This window comes from Streptomyces sp. AC1-42W, from assembly GCF_003248355.1.
GTDB lineage: Bacteria > Actinomycetota > Actinomycetes > Streptomycetales > Streptomycetaceae > Streptomyces.
In genome coordinates this window covers 964,511-983,234 of record NZ_QKWY01000002.1, presented here as the reverse complement: position 1 = coordinate 983,234, position 18,724 = coordinate 964,511, and the positions used below count along the sequence as shown (strand labels likewise).

Genomic DNA, 18,724 nt, shown 5'->3' with positions numbered 1-18,724 from the left:
CACCGGGCCGCGGGGGCACCGGTCCCGGAAGGTGGGAGCACGGCATGGGCAGCAGGGTGTCGCCGCGGGAGTACGGCGTCAGCGAGAGCAACGGCTTTCTGCCCGACGCCGCTCCGCTGACCCGGCTGCCGGGCCGGTTCGCCGAGTGGGACGAGATCGGCGCGGTGCTGCCGAAGCACCTGGCGGCGGGCCGGGCGCGGGAGTTGCTGAGCGATGTCGCCCCGCTCGACCCCGCGACGCTGACCGGTCAGGCCGAGCGCGAACGGGCGATGCTGCTGCTGTCCTACTTCGGACACGCGTACATCTTCGGCGGCGACGTCCCGGCCGGTGCCGTTCCGGCGAACATCGCGGTGCCCTGGCACTGTGCGGCCGGTCTGCTGGGCCGGCCGCCGGTTCTCTCGTACGCCACCCAGCAGTTGCACAACTGGGGCCGGCTCACCGACGATCCGCGCATCGAACTCGGCAACATCCACCGGCTCCAGGGCTTCCTCGGCGGGATGGACGACGACTGGTTCGTCCTCGTCCACGTCGCGATCGAGGCGGCCGCCGCACCGGTGCTGCGCGCGTCGCTCGCCGCGCAGGACGCCGTCCTCGACGACGACGGCGACGCCCTCACGCGGGCGCTGGGCGAGATCGCCGCGGGGCTGGGCGTGATGTCCGGCACGCTCGCCCGGATGCCGGAGCGCTGCGACCCGTACATCTACTACAACCGTGTGCGCAGTTACCTCTTCGGCTGGGACAACAATCCGGCGCTGCCGGACGGAATCGTCTACGAGGGGGTGGACGCCTACGGCGGCAGACCGCAGCGGTTCGGCGGCGAGACCGGTGCGCAGAGTGCCATCATCCCGTTCCTGGACGAGGTCCTCGGGCTGGCCGGCGACGACGACCCGCTCGCCGCGTACATGCACGCGCTGCGCGCGTACATCCCGCCGGGGCACCGGGCGTTCATCGAGAAGGTGGGGCCACGGGTCGATCTGCGGGGCTTCCTGCTGCGCCACCGGCCGGCCGGCGCGGTCGACGCCTACGACGCGTGCGTCACGGCCATGGCCGACTTCCGCGAGCTGCATCTGCGGTACGCGGCGATGTACGTGCACAAGCAGGCGCAGCGGTCCGCCGCCAACTCCACCGCGGTGGGCACCGGCGGCACGCCCTTCATGCGGTACCTCAAGGGCCATCTGGACACGGTGCGCTCCCATCGCATCGGGGCCCCGGGATGACGTCCCCGGCCCGCCCCGAGGTCCACCGGCACCTCCTGCCCGGTGTCGATCCCCGGATCTTCGCGCTGCGCGTGGCGGACGAGGTGGACGCCTTCGTCGTCCGCACGGAACGGTTCGTCGCCCTGGTCGACACGCTCGCCACGCCCGAACTGTGCGCACGCGCCCTGGAACTGATCGCGGACGAGACCGGGGGGCGGCCGCTCCTGGTCGTCAACACGCATGCCGACTGGGACCACGTCTGGGGGAACGCGGCCGTCGAGGGGCGGGCGCCGATCATCGGCCACCGCTCGGCCGCCGCCCGCGTCCGTTCGGCCCGGGCGCGGGACACCTGGCGCGACAAGCGCGCGGCGGACGACCGCTTCGACCGGGTGCGGCTCGTCGCCCCGACCGTCACCTTCGACACCTCGCTGACCCTGGACGGCGGGGATCTGACCCTGGAGCTGCTGCACACTCCCGGCCACACCCCGGACCACATCGCCGTCTGGATTCCGCAACTGCGCGTGTGTCTGGCCGGGGACGCCGCCGAGGACCCGCTGCCCGAACTCTGGGAGGGCGACGCGTCGTCGGCGGCGCAGCTCGTCGCCTCGCTGGAACTCCTGCGGTCGCTGGCGCCGGAGCAGGTGCTCCCCTCCCACGGCGGTACGACGGACCCGGCGCTGCTCGACCGCAACCTCGGCTATTTCGCGAGCCTGACGGGTGCGTACGCGGACGCCGTACGCGCCGGCGGTCCGGAGTTCGAGACGGTCTTCCCGGACAGCTCCGGGCTGTCCGGCCCGGCGCTGGCGTTCTACCGCGCGTGTCATCGCAAGGCGGTCCGGGCGGCCGCGGCGGGGCGCCTTTGACCCGGTCCGGGATTTGCGCGGGCGTTCCCGGCCGCCGCCCGCGCAAAACGCCCGACCGGGAAACCCCGGCCGCGCGCCCGGACAAATCGCTTGCCGCCTCGACCATATTGTTTGCGGCCTCAACCATATTTCCGGCGGCCCCGGCGTTACGGCCGTGCCGGGGCCGGATTCAGGCGGCCCGCAGTGCCGTGTAGCGGCCCACGTGCCGCTCCGTGAGCAGCGGGACCACCGCGCCCAGGACCAGTTCGCGGTAGTGCTCCGACGCCTGGTGGCGCTCCAGCGCCCCGGCGTCCGCGTACTCCTCGACGAGCACGAATTCACGCTCGCCGCCGGCCGCCCGGTAGCCGCTGTACGCCAGGCATCCGGGTTCCGCGAGGCTCTTCTCGGCGATGTCGGCGAGCAGTTCCTCGATGCGGTCAGCGTGACCCTCACCGGCGATCCAGCGGGCCACGACCGTAACACTCATAGTATTCTCCTCAATTCCTGCACAGACCCCGCACGCTTTTCGTGAAGGCGCCACGCAACCTCAGAAGATCACGTGTCAACAGTTCCCCGCCAATAGCGTGAAGCCTTGCCGGAATAAGATCTTCTATGGCGTCCTGAAACCGCTCCACAGACTTCAGTAATGGCCATTTTCCGCCCCATCACGAAAGCCCCCGGAACAAATTACCGGGGACTTTTCCAGCCATGTTCGACCGGATTTCGAAGGGGGTTCACGTGGCGTTCGAGCGGCCGGGTCCACTCCCGCGCCCCTACCGGGTGACCGGGGCCGAGCGGCGGAGCCAGTGCCGGGGCAGCGGCCGGCCCGAGGCCAGCTCCACCGCCCGGCGGGCCAGATCGGCGGCCGACGCGGGATTCTGGCCGGTGAGCAGCGCGCCGTCGGCCACCACATGGCTGCGGAACGGCTCGCCCGCCTCGTACAGCGCCCCGCGCTCGGTCAGCGCGTCGCCGAGGAAGTACGGCACGACCTGGTCCAGGCCGACCGCCCGCTCCTCGTCCCGGGTGAAGCCGGTCATCCGGCGCCCGGCGACGAGCGGGGCGCCGTCCGGGCCCGGTACGTCCAGGAGGGCGGCAACGCCGTGGCAGACGGCCGCGATCACGGCGGTCTCCCGGCTCGCCCAGTAGGCGGCGAGGAAGGCGGTCAGCCGTTCGTCGCCGGGCAGGTCGATGATCGCGCCGTGCCCGCCGGCGACGAAGACGATGCCGTAGTCCTCCGGGGTGAGCAGGTCGGGGGTCCGGGTGTGCTCCAGGCGCTCCTGGACGACCGGGTCCTCCAGGAACATGCGCTGCGGTGGGTCGGACCGGTCGATCCCGCCCGCGGGCGGGCGGCCGGACCGGGTGCTGGTGAACTCGAAGTCCCATCCGCCGGCCAGCAGCGCCCGCCACGGGTAGGCGGCCTCCGGGAGCCAGAACCCGGCGGACCGGCCACCGGGCAGACGCTCGGTGCTGCTGAGGACGATGAGCCCTTTCAAGGAATGTGTGGGCACCTTTGCCTCACTTTCGCCGGAGAGCTGTTGTTTCTCTGCGGCCGATGCCGTCGGGGGGTACAGAAGGGAGACCATAACCCACTCCCCCGTTCTTCCCGCAAGAAGAAGGGGTGGATTTCAATGGGCCTATAGGCATGCTTATGCGGGTCATGACTTCGTCTATTTGCCGGGGGTCCGCCCGGTGCCTAAATTTCTGGGTGTCCGGAACACAGCAATGCGGCCGGCCACCGGGACGCACGTCCCGCCCCATGCGCCGTCCCGTGCGGCCCCTGCGGCCGCCGCCGGAGACCTGCCCCTCATCCATGACCCCGTTCGGGAGATTCCGCCATGTCCACGAAGGTTCTGTTCGCCCTCACCAGTCACGACGAACTCGGCGCGACCGGCCGTAAGACCGGCTTCTACGTGCCCGAGGTTGCCCACCCGGCGGCGGTTTTCCGCAAGGCCGGTTACGAGATCGAGTACGTCTCCGTGCGCGGCGGCGCCGCCCCGCAGGACGGCATCAACCCCGACGACACCGTCGTCGGCGACTTCCTCGCCGACCCGGAGACCTCGAAGGCGCTGGCCGCGACGCCCGCCGCCGGTGAGGTGAAGGCGTCCGAGTACGACGCGATCTACTTCGCGGGCGGCCACGGCACGATGTGGGACTTCCCCGGGTCCGAGGAGCTGGCCTCGCTGGCCGCCGCGATCTACGAGCAGGGCGGCGCGGTCGCCGCCGTCTGCCACGGCCCGGCCGGCCTGGTGAACATCAAGCTCTCCGACGGCAGCTACCTCGTGGACGGCAAGCAGGTCTCGGCCTTCACCAACGAGGAGGAGGAGGCGGTGGGCCTGACCGGCGTCGTCCCCTTCCTGCTGGAGAGCACCCTCGCCGAGCGCGGCGCGAAGATCACCAAGACCGACAACTTCGCCCCGCACGCGGTGGCCGACCGGCGTCTGGTGACCGGTCAGAACCCGGCCTCCGCCGCGCGCGTCGCCGAGCTGGTCGTCGAGCAGCTCGCCGCCCGCTGACCGTGCGCCCCATGGGCGGGTGCCGCCCGGACCCGGAACCCCGGAGTCCGCGGCGGGCACCCGTCCACGCCGCGGGTGCGGGCCCGCCGGAAGCGGCCCCGGGCGCCGCCGTCGGACCTGACGGTCATCACCTGATCGCGTAGGGTCGGGCTCACCGCCGGTTCGGGTCGCGCCGGACCGGGACAGAGCTTCCGGGGGGATGGCTTGTCCGTACAACTTGGCTGGGTGCGCACGTTCGTCGCCGTCTACCGACTCGGTTCCTTCACCAAGGCGGCCCAGCAGCTCGGTCTCTCCCAGCCCGCGGTGACCCATCAGATCCGCAACCTGGAGCAGGCGATGGGCCGCCCGCTCTTCGAACGGCTCCCCCACGGCGCACAGCCCACGCAGGCCGCGGACGGCCTGATCCGCGAGGTCCAGGGCCCCATCGACCTGCTGACCCACGCCGTGGACCGGGCCTTCGGCGACGACCCGGCCGCCCGCCCGCTGACCGTGGCCGGCCCCGTCGAGCTGACGACGACCCGCGTGATCCCCGCCATCAGCGACCTCGCGTCGGACGGGATGCGGCTGAACTTCACCTTCGGTCTCTCCGACGACCTGCTGGAGCGCCTGGAGGACGACGAGTTCGACCTGGTCATCTCGACCGTCCGCCCGCGCGGCCGCCGGGTGACGGCGACTCCGCTGGTGGACGAGGAGTTCGTGCTCGTCGCCTCCGCCGAACTGGCCGCCCGCCTGCCGCTGACGCGGCTGGAGACGGACGGCCCGGACGTCCTGGGCGACATCCCGATGATCAGTTACGCGGAGTCCCTGCCGATCATCCGGCGCTACTGGCACACCGTCTTCGACCGCTCCCTGACGACCCCGCCCGCCCTGGTCATCCCGGATCTGCGCGGGGCGCTCGCGGCGGTGAAGTCGTCCGCCGGCATCTCGGTCCTGCCGACGTATCTGTGCGCGGAGGAGCTGGCGAACGGCGGCATCACCCCGCTCATCGAGCCGGAGATCCCGCCGCTGAACACCTTCTACCTGGCCACCCGGCGAGGCAGCCCGCCGCACCCGGACCTCACGCTGCTGCACGGCCATCTGCTGATGAAGGCGCAGCTCTGGATCTGAGCCGCCGCCCGTACGCCGGACGGATCGCAGCGGGGCGCCCGGTGCGTCATCCTTTCGTCATCAGCGGAAGTTCGTCACCAGCGGAAGACCGGAAGGAATCCCATGGCTCAGTTGCTACGGGTGCAGAACTTCAACGTCTCGGCGGACGGTGTCGCCGCCGGCGAGGACCAGACCCTGGAACGGCCCTTCGGGCACGTCGATCCGGGGAAGATGTTCGCCTGGGCCGGGGCGACGGCGAGCTGGCCCAACCGGACGGAGCCGGGCGGCAGCCGGGGCCTGGACGACTACATGACGCGGGACTTCTCGCACAACATCGGCGCCGAGATCATGGGCCGCAACAAGTTCGGCCCCCAGCGCGGGCCGTGGACGGACCACGAGTGGCAGGGCTGGTGGGGCGACGAGCCGCCGTTCCACACCCCGGTGTTCGTCCTCACCCACCACGAGCGCCCCTCGATCACGCTCTCCGACACCACGTTCCACTTCGTGTCCGGCGAACCGGCCGACGTCCTCGCCCGGGCGCGTGAGGCGGCGCGGGGCAAGGACGTCCGCCTCGGGGGCGGGGTGACGACCGTCCGGGAGTTCCTGGACGCGGATCTGGTGGACACCCTGCACGTGGCGGTGTCGCCGGTGGAGCTGGGGTCGGGGCTGCGGCTCTGGGAGTCCCCGGACGAGCTGCGCGACCGGTTCCACCTGGATGTCGTACCGAGCCCGAGCGGGGTGACGCACCACCTGTTCTGGCGGAAGTGAGCCCGTACGCCTCGGAGCCCGTACGCCCGTCAGTGGTAGGCGTGCACCACGGCGTGGCCCTTGCCCCGGCCGATCATCCAGCGGTTGAACGGTGTGGTGATCACGAAGGCGAGGGCCAGCGAGCCGGCGAGCGCGGCCCAGAACAGGACGCTGGACAGGCCCGCGTCCATCGCGCCGGGGATCGTCACCATGACGGTGTTGTCGATGATCTCCATGACGGCGATCGACAGGGTGTCGGCGGCGAGCGCCACCTTGAGGGCCTGCTTCAGCGGAACGTCCGCCTTCAGGACGCCGCGCATGGTGAGCGCGTAACCGAAGACGAAGGCCAGGGCGACGGAGAGGGCGACGGTGGCGCCGTTGTGGAGCCCGGCGGCGGTGCCGATCACCATGCCGAGGATCTCGCCGATGGCGCAGCCGGTGAGGCAGTGGAGGGTGGCCTGCGCGGCCATGCGCCAGGAGACGGGCCCGTGTCCGTGGTGGTGCCCGTGCCCGCCATGGTCGACGTGCTCGCCATGGCCCGCGTGCTCGCCGTGGCCCGCGTGCCCGGCGTGGTGGCCGTGCGGTCCGTGTGCGTGGTCCATCGCGATTCCCTCCGTAGGTGCGAGCGGTTACGGGGACGGGTGTCCCGGTCCGCGCAAGCACAACCATATACCCCCCAGGGGTATTCCCAGGAGTCTCTTCCGCCGGGTTCCTCGATCGACGTTGCATGACCATGCGCAAACATGCATACTCTTCCTATGTCTAAGGTCCTCACCTCCCTGCCCACCGGCGAACGCGTCGGCATCGCCTTCTCGGGCGGCCTCGACACCTCGGTCGCGGTCGCGTGGATGCGCGACAAGGGTGCCGTCCCGTGCACCTACACCGCCGACATCGGCCAGTACGACGAGCCCGACATCGCGTCGGTGCCGGGTCGCGCCCAGGCGTACGGCGCCGAGCTGGCCCGGCTGGTGGACTGCCGCGCCGCGCTCGTCGAGGAGGGCCTGGCCGCGCTGACGTGCGGGGCGTTCCACATCCGCTCGGGCGGCCGGGCGTACTTCAACACGACGCCGCTCGGCCGCGCGGTCACCGGCACGCTGCTGGTCCGGGCGATGCTGGAGGACGACGTCCAGATCTGGGGCGACGGCTCGACGTACAAGGGCAACGACATCGAGCGGTTCTACCGCTACGGCCTGCTGGCCAACCCGCACCTGCGCATCTACAAGCCCTGGCTGGACTCCGAGTTCGTGACGGAACTGGGTGGCCGCAAGGAGATGTCGGAGTGGCTGGTCGCCCACGGCCTGCCCTACCGGGACAGCACGGAGAAGGCGTACTCCACCGACGCCAACATCTGGGGCGCCACACACGAGGCCAAGACGCTGGAGCACCTGAACACGGGCGTCGAGACCGTCGACCCGATCATGGGCGTGCGGTTCTGGGACCCGTCGGTCGAGATCGAGACCGAGGACGTCACGATCGGCTTCGACCAGGGCCGGCCGATCACGATCAACGGCGAGAAGTTCGAGACCGCCGTCGACCTGGTCATGAAGGCGAACGCCATCGGCGGCCGGCACGGCATGGGCATGTCCGACCAGATCGAGAACCGGATCATCGAGGCCAAGAGCCGGGGCATCTACGAGGCGCCGGGCATGGCCCTGCTGCACGCCGCGTACGAGCGCCTGGTCAACGCGATCCACAACGAGGACACCCTCGCCCAGTACCACAACGAGGGCCGCCGCCTGGGCCGGCTGATGTACGAGGGCCGCTGGCTGGACCCGCAGGCGCTGATGGTCCGCGAGTCGATCCAGCGCTGGGTCGGCACGGCCGTCACCGGCGAGGTCACCCTGCGGCTGCGGCGCGGCGAGGACTACTCGATCCTCGACACGACGGGCCCGGCGTTCAGCTACCACCCGGACAAGCTGTCGATGGAGCGCACCGAGGACTCCGCGTTCGGCCCGGTGGACCGCATCGGCCAGCTCACCATGCGCAACCTGGACATCGCCGACTCCCGCGCCAAGCTGGAGCAGTACGCGGGCCTGGGCATGATCGGCAACGCCAGCCCGGCGATCGGCGCGGCCCAGGCCGCCGCCACCGGCCTGATCGGCTCCCTCCCGGAGGGCGGCGCCGAGGCGATCGCCTCGCGCGGCGAGGTCTCGGACAAGGACGAGATGCTGGACCGCGCCGCGATGGAGTCCGGCACGGACTGACCCCACGGCACACGGAAGGCCGGGCACCCCGAGGGGGCGCCCGGCCCTTCGCCGTACCGCGTCACCGGCTCCGGTGGGCGCTCATCTTCCGGACGATCCCGCCGGCGCCGCTCACATCGACGTAGTCGCCGGACGACACGGCGCCGCCCGTGGTGGACCAGCCCGCGAAGTTCCACCGCCAGTCACCGTCGAACGTCGCCGTGACGGTGGCCTTCAGCGCGCCCGTGGAGCTGGACCGCACCGTCTTCACGGTGTGGTACGAGGTGGTCCCCTTCGGCCGGAACTGCAACCGGACCGTGGCGTCCGCGACCCCGGTGTACGTGTGCTTCACCCAGTCCGCCCGCTTGAGGCTTCCGGTCACGGTGACCGGCTTCCCCTTCTTCACCGGCTCCGGCCCGGCGTCGACGGTGGCCTTGGCGTGGCGCTTGACCTGGACGCGCTCCGACGTGTCCCGGTACTCCTCGGCCAGGAGCCCGCCGCTGCTCTTCCAGAGGCGCTTCATGACGCCGATCTTCCACGTCGTCGCGTCGCTGTTGGAGGTCAGCCGGTACTGGAAGTGGTCGAGCGAGAGGGTTCCCTCGCAGTCCGCGATCCGGCGGGCCGTCTCGTAGCAGGTGTAGAGCCCCATCCGGAGCCCGTCCTCGTCGTAGCCTCTGGCCGGCGTGCTCCTGCGGTAGAGGAACGGCTCCCCGTCGTACGCGAAGGGGTCGTCCGTGGTGTAGCCGGGAGGAAGGGTGATCCGGAACGTGACCGTCGGCTCCTCCTTCATCATGGCGCCCGCCACGATGGGCTTCCCCCCGTTGATGACGATCCGCGACACCTCGACCCCCGTGCCGGCGGCCCGCGCCGTCGGCGCCGTGAGCGCCGAGAGGGCCAGCGCCCCCACGAGCGCGGCCACGGCGCCGGTTCTGCCTGATCTCATACGTACCTCGTCGCTGCGTGGATGAATGACACCCCGCCCCACCCGAACCCCCGGTGCGGCGGCCCCACCAGTATGTGGTCTTCCCCCCTGCCCCCGGTACGGCCGGTGGCAGGGGGAAGAACGGGGAGGGTGGCCGTGCCTCGGGTCAGCTCGGGCCAGGGCTGCACGCGCGCCATCGACGGCGGACGCACGGCACCACCCGCAAGAACGCGGCCGACAAGCGTCGGCAGGCACGGTCTTCCACTCGGATCACGGGGCGGGGAGAACTCCATGATCTTGGAAGTCCGCTCCTGTCACGTTCAAGTTGCACTGCCGCCTGACAGATCGCCAGGAACCGGACGTCACGCAACTACGCCGAAGCCTGGCGGCCAGCCCAGTACGTGATCTTCCTCGAACCCGAGTCCGACAGCCCCATGCCACCGGACAACGTCTGGCCACACCCGGCCGTCATCCGGCGTGCCGATCTTCCCTGGGGAAGACACGACTTTCCGGCCCATCCAGCACCCCGAAGAATCCTGGCCCACCAAGCCTGCCGCCACCCTGAACAGGCAGGCGCCCGCGTCCGTCTCCCAAATCTCACCGAGGACCTCCTGAAGAGCCCCGCCCCGTGCCGTCGGCGAGCGCTTCGACCGGATCAGGCACTCCACCGGCTACCTGTTCCCGGAGCAGGGAGTCGTACTCGCCGTGATCAAGGAGCTCCTCGGCCACGCCCAGATCGGCGTCACCGCCACCGTCTACATTGACGTCCGGCCCCACCGGCCTGATCGGTCCCCGCCCGAAGAGCAGCGCCGAAGCGATTGCCTCGCACGGCAAAGTCTCGGACGTGGGACGAAGTGCTGGACCGCGCCGGAGCAGGACAGCACGACGCAGCACCGCCGGTCTGGGCCCCTCCCAACTCATCGTCGGTGCTCAAGCAAATCCTTAAACTTCACACGCGCGTACGGATCGCACTCTGGCAACTCAATCAGCTCTGTCGCCAGTTCCGCCGCGCGCTCCGGCACCCAAGCAAAGAGATCCGCTACCGCATCAACGCGATCCTCAACCCTCGACGCATCAAACGCAATGGACCGCAGCCTGGTCGCTACGCTGCGCTTCGCAGCCGCAGACAATCCATTCGTGATAGCTCTGACGAAGTCGTCAGGAGGCAGGTATCCGTGCTTCTCCACGTAATGATAGATGAGGTCGGGCGAAGCGAAACATTCCCCACTCTCGACGAAAACATGAATCTCAGCACTTCCCAGCGCGACAGATGCGCCACCGATTTCAGCCAAGAGGCCGTTCTTGCTTTTACGGAGACACCCGTAATGGCGACAGGAGTGGAACCCCCTTGTTTTACCCCTCGGAATCAACACATGACGCCCCAGTGATTCGAGGAACCCTCCAGGGAGCTCCCCTCTCCGGAAGGGGCGCCCCCATCCGAGCCAACCGGCATTGCGATTCGGAATTACAGATTCTGAATACGTGTACGGCGACAGGTCGCGATAGTAGGTCACGATGGCCTCTTGCTTCCCAAGCAAGCCGCCCAATGCACCCTGCCCATGCCTGGACGCAGGAGACCGGACAGCGACGTTCTGGCGTCCACAGTAGTGGATGCACTGTGTACCACAAGGTCCGGAGAGACTGGATGAAGCTGGTAATTCCTTACCCACTCCCCCGGACCGTAGACCCGGGTGGGCAAAACCGAGGGATCTCCCACCTCCACTCGGAAACCGGTGTAATCACTGATCGTGTACCCCTTTTCCCCGTACACAGCCAGAGAGGTATTTTCGGGAATTCTCGTCCAGCCGTCCCTCAACGACCAGTCACCATGCCCGGCGAAAACTTCCTCATTATCGGGACGCCCGCTAGGGCGGGACAGGCTTGATCCCTCATCACTGCCACGACTCGCCTTGCCGGCGCCGCCATCTCCGCTGCTGCCACCCTTGCTCCGTGAGGAACCACCGGCCGAGCCACCAGGTTTCCCGGAACCCGCCTTGCCGCCGGCGGAGCTCTTGTGGGTGGCCGATGTCGAAGCGACCTTCGGAGCCGAATCAGCCTGAGCCCGCTTCTGAACCGGGTTACCGGTTTTCTTGGTCTCGTTGACGGCCTTGTTACTGGTTGTCTGCTTCTTCTCCGCCGCCTTCTTCTTCGCGGCCTGCGCCGCCTTCTTCACCTTCTCGATCGCCGCCTTCTTTGCGGCGATCGCCTTCCTCTCCGCAGCTCTGGCCGCGGCAATCACCTTTTCGGCCTTCTTCTTGGCCCTGTTGAGCGCCTGGATAGCCTTGGCGGTCTTGTGTATGGCCTTGATTGCGGACGGAATGCGGCCGAGTTTGCCCACGGGAGTCGCGCCGATGACGAGGCTGATGCAGGATTTCACGCTCCCCCCGAAGCAGCCCAATGCATCATCCTTGCCGATGAGTTCACCCAGTTGATCCCAGGCGACCGAAAGGATCACAGACGTGATGCTCTGATCCATGATCGCCCGTGCCTGGGAGACCTGCGCCTCCGTCAGCCCAACGCCGGCCAAGGCCGCCTTCGTCTCCGAGGCCGTCAGGGAGACCGCCAGACCCGTCGGGTCGGAGAGCGTGACCGGGTTGTTGTGGGCGTAGGCGTACCCGTTGGCCTGCAGCGGGTCCGCGATGTCCAGCACCGGGTCCGCCGACAGGAACCGTCCGACGGCCGGGTCGTACATGCGGGCGCCCAGCTGGGTGTAGCCGGAGGCGTCGTCCGGGGACGTGCCCAGAAAGCCGGCCCGGGTGCGCGGACCGGTACCGGAGGCGGCGGCACCGCGCTCGTTGCCGAACGGGTCCTGCTTGCGGACCCGCACGGGCATCCCGTCGGTCATGGCGACCTCGGCATAGGTACTGCCCTGGTGGTCACCGACCTCCGCGACCAGCGTGCTGGTCGTCTGGTAGCCGTACTGCTGCCGCACCACGCTGCCGCCGGGGGCGCCGTAGTTGCGCTGCGTGGAGACCAGCTTGCCGGCCGCCTGCGTGGTGACCTCGGTCTCCGCCAGGTGCAGCGTGGCCTGCTTGCCCTGCACGGTCAGCAGACGGCTGCCGTCCGGGCCGTAGATGTACCGGGTCTCGTTCTGTGCCTCCCACTTCTGCGCCGCCGAGCCGGCCGCGCAGGTGGTGAGGACGGTGGAGGCGCTGTTGGCGGTGGAACCGTCCTGGACCGCGACGCACAGGCCGGTGGCGACGTGCACCAGCTGACCCGTCGCGTTGCGCTTGATCTTCTGGCCGGCGGAACCGTCGCACGCGTTGATCCGCATACCGGCCCCCGCCGCGGACGCGGCCGGCGCGACGCACCACGTGTCGCCGTGGAAGGTGAGCGTGCCCAGGTCCGGGTCGGGCTGCCCCGGCTCCACCTGGAAGGACCACTTCTGGGAAGCCGCTCCGTTGCAGGAGTACAGGTTGACCGGCCGGTTCTCCTCCGGCTTTCCGCCGTTCAGGTCGAGACACTTGCCGCCGAGGCCGACGTAGGAGGTCTTGCCCCCGCTGCCCTGGCCGGTGAGGCGCTCCACCTGGCCGTCCCAGGTCCAGCTGATGTCCTGGGTGTCGCCGTTCTCCAGAGAACTGACCTGCTTGGTCGCGCCCGTGAGCTCGTAGAGCCGCTCCGCCTCGGCCGTGACCTGGGCACCGGACGGTGCGGTGTACTTCTTGGTCACCTTGGTCAGGGTGTGCGGCTGGGAGCCGTCCGCCTTCCCGTAGCCGTACGTCGTCACCGCGTCCTTGGCGGTGGCGCCGGTGAGGTCCTTCTCGGTGAGCTTCGTCCGGTTACCGAGCAGGTCGTACTCGTAGCTCTGCCAGTAGCCGGAGTCGTCCGGGCCGGCCGTCACGTTGAGTGCGCCGCCCGCCTTGACCGGGCCGTCGGCGCAGCTGCCGAGGTCGGCGGAGGTCCACGCCTCGGTCAGCTGACCGATCGGGTCATAGGTGAAGCACTGGCGTTCCTGGATGCCGGTCGAACGCTCCCGGATGCCGGTGACGTTGCCCGCGTCGTCGTACGAGTAGGAACGGTGGGAGGCGAGCTTGCCGGCGACGAGGGAGGTGTCGCCGTTCTGCTCCCGGTACACCTGCTGGTCGGTGAGGGCGCCGGAGGCGTCGTCGAAGCCGGCGAGCGCCCACACCCGGTGCGGCTGGGCGCCCAGCGTGGCGCGCAGCAGCTGGCCGTACGGGGAGTACTTGGCCTCGGAGCCGTACCAGTCCTTGCCGGAGACCGAGAGCGGCAGCCCGTCCTCGTTGTAGCGGACGACGAGCTTCTCGCTGTCGAACGCCCCCGCCGCGGGGATGGTGCCGTCCAGCAGCAGACCGGTGTCGCTGTAGTTGTACGTGGAGGTGTAGGACTTCCGCAGGCCCCAGGTGGTGGCGAGGGTGTCCGGCAGGGACAGGGTGGTGGAACGCGGCTGGTAGTCGGCGGTGTACCCGCCGACCGACATCGTGTACTCCTGGCCGTCCGTGATCCGGGCGGCGGTGGCCGGCAGGCCCTTGCCGCCGGGCGCGGTGTCGTACGTGCTCCGGGTGAGCAGCTCGCCGGTGGCGCCGCCGAGGCGCTGCTCGGTGGGGCGGGACAGCTCGTCGTACTTGGTCCAGACGGTGACCCCGCGGGCGTCGGTCGTGGTGACGGGGCGGTCGCGGTGGTCGTACGTCGTGGTGGTGGTACCGGCGTCGGGGTCGGTGGCGGAGACCATCCGGCCGCGTCCGTCGTACGTCCAGGTCCAGCTCCGCTTGGGGTTCTGCGCGCTGTACGCCTTCGTGAGCAGGCCGCGGTCGTCGAACTCGTACTTCACCGAGGTGTACTCGGTCCGTTCGGCGTCGGTGAAGGTGTCGACCTGGGTGGTGCGGCCCATCGAGTCGGACCGGACGCGGTAGGAGGACGCACCGGAGGGGTTGATGACCGTGGACCAGTCCGCGCCGTACTCGTAGCGGGTGGAACGGGCCGGCATCTCGCTGCCGTTGAGGATCGGCAGTTCGGTCACCACGCGGCCGAGGCCGTCGTAGGTGTAGCGGGTCGCGTTCGGTACGGCGGTGTCGGCGAGCGGGGTGAAGAGCCGGCCGCTCGGCTTGCCGGTGGCCAGGTAGGCGTTGTTGGTCTGCCAGACCTCGCCCGAGCTGTTGTACAGCGTGTCGGTGATCAGCCGTCCGCCGCCGGTCGCCTCCTTCTGCGACTGGCGTTCGCGGCCGAGGCCGTCGTAGAGCGTGACGGAGGTCTCTATTCGGTCCTTGTGCCCGCGGCTCCTGGTGACGACGTAGGGCGGGAACCGGTCCTCCTCCTCCGGGTCGTTCTTGGAGATGTGGTACTCGGCGGCGAAGTCCGGCACCGCGGACGACTCCGGAGTGCGGCCGGGTGCCCATGCCTCGACGATCCGGCCCAGGGCGTCGAACACGAATCGGGTGACGTGCCCGTTCGCGTCGGTGCTCCTGGTCGCGGTGGAGCGGCCGGGCTCGATCTCCTGGACGGAGCTGTGGCCCAGGGAGTTGGTCTCGGTGACGCCGAAGGTCTGGCCGTTCGTCATCGCGTAGGACGTGGTGGACGACTTGCCGTCCGGGTCGGTGGTCTTCACCACCCGGCCCAGGGAGTCGAACCCGACCGTGCCGTCGGGCTGGAAGCCGGACCCGTCCGCCTTCAGCGACCAGGTCCGGGTCACCAGGCCCCGGGTGGAGCCGCCGAGCGCGGCGCCGTACTCACCGCCGTCGTAGGCGGTGCGCGAACCGGAGGCGAGCGAGCCGAGGTCGGTGAAGTCGGCCGCGGAACAGGAGGTGGCGGAGCTGAGTGTCTGCTTGGTCAGCCCGATGAGGTTCTTGTCCGTGCGGTGGACGTAGGACAGGTCGGTGCAGGAGACGTCTCCGACGAGGCCGGGGTCGGCCGCGTCCTCCAGCGTCTCGATCCGGACCGGCAGGCCGTACGTGGACTCGTAGGTGGTCTTCGTCTCCGAGGTGTGGACGGTCCCCTGGCCGTCCTTGCTGTAGGCCAGCTGGCGGGGCTCGGTGACCCGCCATGCCTTCAGCGGGTCGAGACCGTCGCCCCGGGTGCGGGAGGCCAGTTCGGTGGCCTCCGGAACCGTGACGGACCGGGTCTTCCAGGCGGTGTCGGCGTCGGTGGCCTCGGCGTAGGTGAGTTCCTCGGCTATGCGGCCGGCGAACGGCTCACGGTCGTACGCGATGTGCGCGCCGGTGATGTCCTTGACCGCCACGTCGTCGCCCATGCCCCGGAAGAACCGGGTGACGGCCTTGGTCCTCTTGCTGCCGATCGCCTTGTCGTCGGCACCCGTGATCACGGTGGTCCGGTCGAAACCGGCGAACCGGGAGTACGTCCGTGTGGACTTCTTGGTGAACTCCTGCTCGGCCATCTTCCAGCCGGCGGTGCCGTACGTGTACTTGGTGCTGGTCGAGTAGGCACCGGCGACGTTGGGGAGTTCCTCGACCTCCTGGACCACGTACTTGTGGAACCAGTCGATGTCCTCCTTCTCCGGGTCCGGATGCCAGAAGACGGGGTAGCACAGGCGCGTGTTGCTCTTCAGGGCGGCCTTGTCGGACTTGCCGGGCAGGTCCTGGCCGGTGGCGCACTGTCCCGCGGGCTGCTTGTAGCTGACGACGGTCTCGCCGCCGTACTCGTTGATCACGCGGCCGATGCGCAGGCGGGAGAAGCCGGGCCGCGGGTCGTTGTCGCCCCGCATGACGCGGTTGGGCATGTCGTCCGCGTTGGCTTCGAACCGGACCGGGTTCAGCTGCACCTTCGCATCGGTCTCCCCGTTGCGGGCGTATCCGGTGCGGGTGATGGTCTCCAGCCACAGCGCGGTGTTCGGGCCGGTCCGCAGGAAGGGGAAGGACTGCTTGAGCCGGTAGTGGTCCACCAGCTGACGGGCGGTGGTGTCGGTGCGGCGCTGCGCGAAGGTCCGGATCGAGTCCAGGCGCTTCGTGGACCAGAACGAAGGCGCGGCGTTCCAGCACATCTTGCCGGCGGTGCACCGCAGGTCGGCCGGGGTGTCGTACCAGATGCGGTACTTGCCCGGGTCCTTGGAGGCGAAGTTCTCCGGGCTGCAGGTGAGGGAGCCCTCGGCGTAGCACCGCTCATCGACCTCGAAGGCGACGCGGCCGGGAGCCTGTGCGGAGAAGAGGGTGTCCTTGCGCTGGCCGTAGTCGATGTGCAGGAGGTAGCCGTCGCGGTCGTACGAGACCGGAGCCTTCCAGTTGAAGTTCCGGGCGTAGTAGTTGGCGTCCTTCTTCCACCACAGGGACATGGCGTTGCCGTGGACGTCCTCGACGTAGTCGAGGTTCCACCGCCACGCCTGCTTGCACTCGGAGCCCTTCCAGTCGCCGGCCTTGTAGCAGGGCTCGCCCGAGTGGTTGCCGAACACCGGGACGGTCAGGGTCGAGTTGGTGACCGGCTTGCCCGTGGACCAGCCCGGCAGGTGATTCAGGCCGAAGTGGTACTTGGTGCCGTCGCGGGTGGTGACGATCCAGTACTCGCCGTCGGCGTCCTTGTTGTCCTTGGACGTGTCCTTGACGACCTGGACGCGGGAGCCGTCACCATTGGCGGTGAACCACTTCTCCTGGTCCGCGTCCCAGACCAGTTCCGTCGTCGTTCCGCCGAGCGTCAGGGTCGCGTTGTCCGATCCCCAGCACAGGTCGCCCGTCTTGTGGGAGGCGTTGTTGGCGCCCGCCTTCTTGGCGTCCTGACGGCAGGAGGCGTAGCTGCGGGTGATGGAGCCGGCGTTGTAGTCCCAGCCGTCGCCGATCCAGGACGCCTGGTTGTTGGTGGCCGACGTCCGGCCGTCCACCGACTGGGAGGAGTAGGACAGAGCCACCTGCGGGGTCAGGCCGCCGGCCGCCTCGGGCACCTGCACCTGGTAGCCGTAGGTGAAGGCCCCGGAGGACGAACCGGCCGCCCAGGAGCCGGACGACTGGAGCGGGGTGGCCGTGAAGTCGCCGGCCGCCGAGGCTCCGGTGTCCAGCACGCCCACGGCGCGGGAGCCGGTCCCCTCCGACGCGGCGGCCCGCATGGCGCCGGACGCCTTGGAACCTGCGCCGGAGCCCAGGAGTTCGGACACCGGCACCGAGGCGGAGACCACCCTGCGGGTCCGCAGGGTCTCCCCCTGCTTCTCCGCGGCGGCGAGCAGCTTGGCGGTGGTCTTCGGGCGGACCACCTCGATCTCGCTGGCCAGCGGCTGCGCCGAGGCGGTCGTGCCGGCCGCCGGTTCCTGGGCCGGTGCCTCGGGTGCGCACTCGCCTTCGGTGGGCGCGTCGACCACGCAGTTGGGCAGCAGGACGACGCCGAACCGGTCGGCGGCCTGGGGGCCGTACAGGTCGGCGAACGAGGTGTAGTCGACCCCGACGGTGACCTCGGCCTCCGGGTCGGCGGTGGCCGGCGGGGTGATCTCCATCAGCAGCCCGTCGACCTCGGCGGCCTGCGAGTCCGCCGGTGCCTTCAGGTCGACGGTCCACTCACCCGCCAGCGCCGCCGCATCGCCTTCCTCGGGCACGCCGAGCGAGATCGTCGGTACGTTCTCGACCGGGACCGTCTGCCCCGGCTGCACGTCCGTCAGGTCCGCGGTGCCCACACCCGGCGACCACTCCTCCACCGCCTGCGGTGTGTAGGGGGTGGTCACCTGCTCGGGCGCGGTCGTCAGATGCTTCTCCGCGCTGTCGTCCTGGTCCGTCCGCGCGCTCTCGGGCAGGTCGGGGAGCTGGACGGCCATTTCCTCACGGGGCTTCGGCGGAAGGGCCGCGGCCTCCAGCGTGAGGGTCCCCCAGGTCAGTGCCGACGCCAACGAGACGACCACTGTCGTACGGAGATGCCGACGTCTCCGTCGGCTTCTTTCGGACAAGGCCGGTCGGCGGGGCTCCCACCAGGACCCCGGACCTGCTGCACGCATGCGTCGACTCCCACCTCGGGCAAAGGACGGCGGTCATTGGGAACGCCAAGCAGCGCCCCGATGTGGGCGCGCGCGCCGGGAATCTTCACAGGAACTACAGAAAATGATCAAGACACGCAGAGTGACCGACACGCGTCAGCTGTGACTCCGGCCACAGCGCGAATCGATCTTGAACCCACCCAACGAGCCGAAAGGGATCTTCCCCCCCTGTATCACATCACTCCGGAGCGATTCCCCCCACGGAACCGGCAGGTCGCGCCCGAACTCCTCCCTCTCGCCCGTCACACTGCATATTGATCACGAACTAATAAGTTTTTACTTCTAGGTGGTTGACCTGATCACATGCGATCGTGCGGGCGC

At 69.5% G+C, this 18,724-nt stretch carries 12 protein-coding genes; 6 read left to right on the top strand and 6 right to left on the bottom strand.

The annotated features are described in order from the left end of the window. Nucleotides 1-44 precede the first annotated feature (44 nt). Both DNK56_RS22440 and DNK56_RS22435 read left to right on the top strand, forming a co-directional pair. Complete coding sequence (locus DNK56_RS22440) at nucleotides 45-1,217, top strand: hypothetical protein (protein ID WP_111337489.1); 1,173 nt, start codon at nucleotides 45-47, stop codon at nucleotides 1,215-1,217. After that, entirely contained in the window at nucleotides 1,214-2,059 is an 846-nt protein-coding gene (locus DNK56_RS22435) for an MBL fold metallo-hydrolase (RefSeq protein ID WP_111337487.1), read from the top strand. Before DNK56_RS22440 ends, DNK56_RS22435 begins: the two co-directional genes overlap by 4 nt. Before the next feature lie 169 nt (nucleotides 2,060-2,228). Here the strand turns inward: DNK56_RS22435 and DNK56_RS22430 are convergent, their stop codons facing one another. Then, complete coding sequence (locus DNK56_RS22430; protein WP_111337485.1) at nucleotides 2,229-2,525, bottom strand: putative quinol monooxygenase; 297 nt, start codon at nucleotides 2,523-2,525, stop codon at nucleotides 2,229-2,231. Between the two features lie 286 nt (nucleotides 2,526-2,811). After that, nucleotides 2,812-3,546 carry a type 1 glutamine amidotransferase domain-containing protein gene (locus DNK56_RS22425; protein ID WP_158564901.1) on the bottom strand — a complete coding sequence of 245 codons (735 nt, stop codon included), beginning with the start codon at nucleotides 3,544-3,546 and terminating at the stop codon, nucleotides 2,812-2,814. A gap of 327 nt (nucleotides 3,547-3,873) precedes the next feature. Here DNK56_RS22425 and DNK56_RS22420 point away from each other — a divergent pair, with 327 nt between their 5' ends. The 3 genes from DNK56_RS22420 (at nucleotide 3,874) to DNK56_RS22410 (ending at nucleotide 6,405) form a co-directional block, all read left to right on the top strand. After that, on the top strand, nucleotides 3,874-4,551 hold the full coding sequence (locus tag DNK56_RS22420) for a type 1 glutamine amidotransferase domain-containing protein (protein ID WP_111337480.1): 678 nt from the start codon (nucleotides 3,874-3,876) through the stop codon (nucleotides 4,549-4,551). A gap of 225 nt (nucleotides 4,552-4,776) precedes the next feature. Next, nucleotides 4,777-5,658, top strand: coding sequence for a LysR family transcriptional regulator (locus tag DNK56_RS22415; protein ID WP_241990057.1), 882 nt, complete (start codon nucleotides 4,777-4,779; stop codon nucleotides 5,656-5,658). A gap of 102 nt (nucleotides 5,659-5,760) precedes the next feature. After that, nucleotides 5,761-6,405: a dihydrofolate reductase family protein gene (locus tag DNK56_RS22410; protein WP_111337475.1), complete on the top strand. Its 645-nt coding sequence runs from the start codon at nucleotides 5,761-5,763 to the stop codon at nucleotides 6,403-6,405. Between the two features lie 29 nt (nucleotides 6,406-6,434). Here the strand turns inward: DNK56_RS22410 and DNK56_RS22405 are convergent, their stop codons facing one another. Then, the gene (locus tag DNK56_RS22405; protein ID WP_111337472.1) at nucleotides 6,435-6,986 is read right to left on the bottom strand and encodes a DUF4396 domain-containing protein; all 552 of its coding nucleotides are present in this window, start codon (nucleotides 6,984-6,986) and stop codon (nucleotides 6,435-6,437) included. 156 nt (nucleotides 6,987-7,142) lie between these two features. On the opposite strand from DNK56_RS22405, the gene argG reads away from it, so the two are divergent. Next, nucleotides 7,143-8,588 carry an argininosuccinate synthase gene (gene argG / locus DNK56_RS22400; protein ID WP_111337469.1) on the top strand — a complete coding sequence of 482 codons (1,446 nt, stop codon included), beginning with the start codon at nucleotides 7,143-7,145 and terminating at the stop codon, nucleotides 8,586-8,588. Nucleotides 8,589-8,649: 61 nt separating this feature from the next. Here the strand turns inward: argG and DNK56_RS22395 are convergent, their stop codons facing one another. The 3 genes from DNK56_RS22395 to DNK56_RS22385 all read right to left on the bottom strand — a co-directional run bounded on the left by DNK56_RS22395 (nucleotide 8,650) and on the right by DNK56_RS22385 (nucleotide 18,187). Continuing rightward, nucleotides 8,650-9,510, bottom strand: coding sequence for a hypothetical protein (locus DNK56_RS22395; RefSeq protein ID WP_241990056.1), 861 nt, complete (start codon nucleotides 9,508-9,510; stop codon nucleotides 8,650-8,652). Between the two features lie 896 nt (nucleotides 9,511-10,406). Further along, nucleotides 10,407-11,003 carry a DUF7919 family protein gene (locus tag DNK56_RS36830; protein WP_446750404.1) on the bottom strand — a complete coding sequence of 199 codons (597 nt, stop codon included), beginning with the start codon at nucleotides 11,001-11,003 and terminating at the stop codon, nucleotides 10,407-10,409. Beyond that, on the bottom strand, nucleotides 11,000-18,187 hold the full coding sequence (locus DNK56_RS22385) for a ricin-type beta-trefoil lectin domain protein (protein WP_111339474.1): 7,188 nt from the start codon (nucleotides 18,185-18,187) through the stop codon (nucleotides 11,000-11,002). Before DNK56_RS22385 ends, DNK56_RS36830 begins: the two co-directional genes overlap by 4 nt. Between the last annotated feature and the right edge of the window lie 537 nt (nucleotides 18,188-18,724).

Excerpts from the sequence above, each read along its gene's own strand:
- DNK56_RS22440 (WP_111337489.1), top strand. The coding sequence starts at position 45 with ATGGGCAGCAGGGTGTCGCCGCGGGAGTACGGCGTCAGCGAGAGCAAC.
- DNK56_RS22435 (WP_111337487.1), top strand. The coding sequence starts at position 1,214 with ATGACGTCCCCGGCCCGCCCCGAGGTCCACCGGCACCTCCTGCCCGGT.
- DNK56_RS22430 (WP_111337485.1), bottom strand. The coding sequence starts at position 2,525 with ATGAGTGTTACGGTCGTGGCCCGCTGGATCGCCGGTGAGGGTCACGCT.
- DNK56_RS22420 (WP_111337480.1), top strand. The coding sequence starts at position 3,874 with ATGTCCACGAAGGTTCTGTTCGCCCTCACCAGTCACGACGAACTCGGC.
- DNK56_RS22410 (WP_111337475.1), top strand. The coding sequence starts at position 5,761 with ATGGCTCAGTTGCTACGGGTGCAGAACTTCAACGTCTCGGCGGACGGT.
- DNK56_RS22405 (WP_111337472.1), bottom strand. The coding sequence starts at position 6,986 with ATGGACCACGCACACGGACCGCACGGCCACCACGCCGGGCACGCGGGC.
- argG (WP_111337469.1), top strand. The coding sequence starts at position 7,143 with ATGTCTAAGGTCCTCACCTCCCTGCCCACCGGCGAACGCGTCGGCATC.
- DNK56_RS22395 (WP_241990056.1), bottom strand. The coding sequence starts at position 9,510 with ATGAGATCAGGCAGAACCGGCGCCGTGGCCGCGCTCGTGGGGGCGCTG.
- DNK56_RS22385 (WP_111339474.1), bottom strand. The coding sequence starts at position 18,187 with ATGGCCGTCCAGCTCCCCGACCTGCCCGAGAGCGCGCGGACGGACCAG.